Genomic DNA, 683 nt, shown 5'->3' with positions numbered 1-683 from the left:
AAACCGCGTGTATTGACCACGCCCGCACGGGTATAAACTTTCGCCCACAACTCGTAAGGTGCGTAGTAATTTTCCATGTCGTCATTTTCTGTGGTAATCACCCACCATGCATGTACGCCATACTCGACTGGGCCAGAAAAACGCTCGGCAGCGACATATAGACGGTCCCAACTGCGTGACAGTTTACTGGATTGACCGTTCGATTCATGTTTGTAACCGGCTTCAACATGATTGAACAACAACATGTTCGATTGATGCGCTAAGAACACTTGCGGCTTGTAGTTTGTTTCTCTAAATGGCGATGAGATATCAGAGTTTGCCAGTTGCCATAGGGACTTTTGAGTATAAGCCCCCATCAAAGCAGTGCCTGAGCTGAAGCGATAAAATGGAATTGATGCTGAGATCTGAAACTTCACTTCAAAATCTTGCAGTGAATCCATCTCTGAGCCCATTTCGCTGTAGGCGCTTTGGTTGATGTCTGTGGTGTATGTACCTAGAACGTAGTTGTCTTCGTAGGTTGAGATATGGGTAATGTCTTTTCCGTAAGCAAGTACGGGGCACAACAAGAGCGGAATTACTTTATACTTCATCGTTATCCTTTTGCCGCCAAACCATAAAGCGGCAATATCATTCCTTATCATCGATAACTTCGACAATAAACAGCAAGGGAAAAGCGGTTAAAG

The 683-nt window shown here is 44.8% G+C and carries 1 protein-coding gene; it reads right to left on the bottom strand.

The features are described from left to right. Positions 1 to 590: phospholipase A (locus R8O10_RS25335; RefSeq protein WP_318191972.1), on the bottom strand; the 590-nt coding region annotated here is incomplete at its 3' end. Between the last annotated feature and the right edge of the window lie 93 nt (positions 591 to 683).

The sequence above is a fragment of the Vibrio sp. 1727 genome, assembly GCF_033344415.1.
In the GTDB taxonomy this organism is placed as follows: Bacteria; Pseudomonadota; Gammaproteobacteria; order Enterobacterales; family Vibrionaceae; genus Vibrio; species Vibrio alginolyticus.
This window is presented reverse-complemented; position numbering and strand designations above follow the sequence as displayed.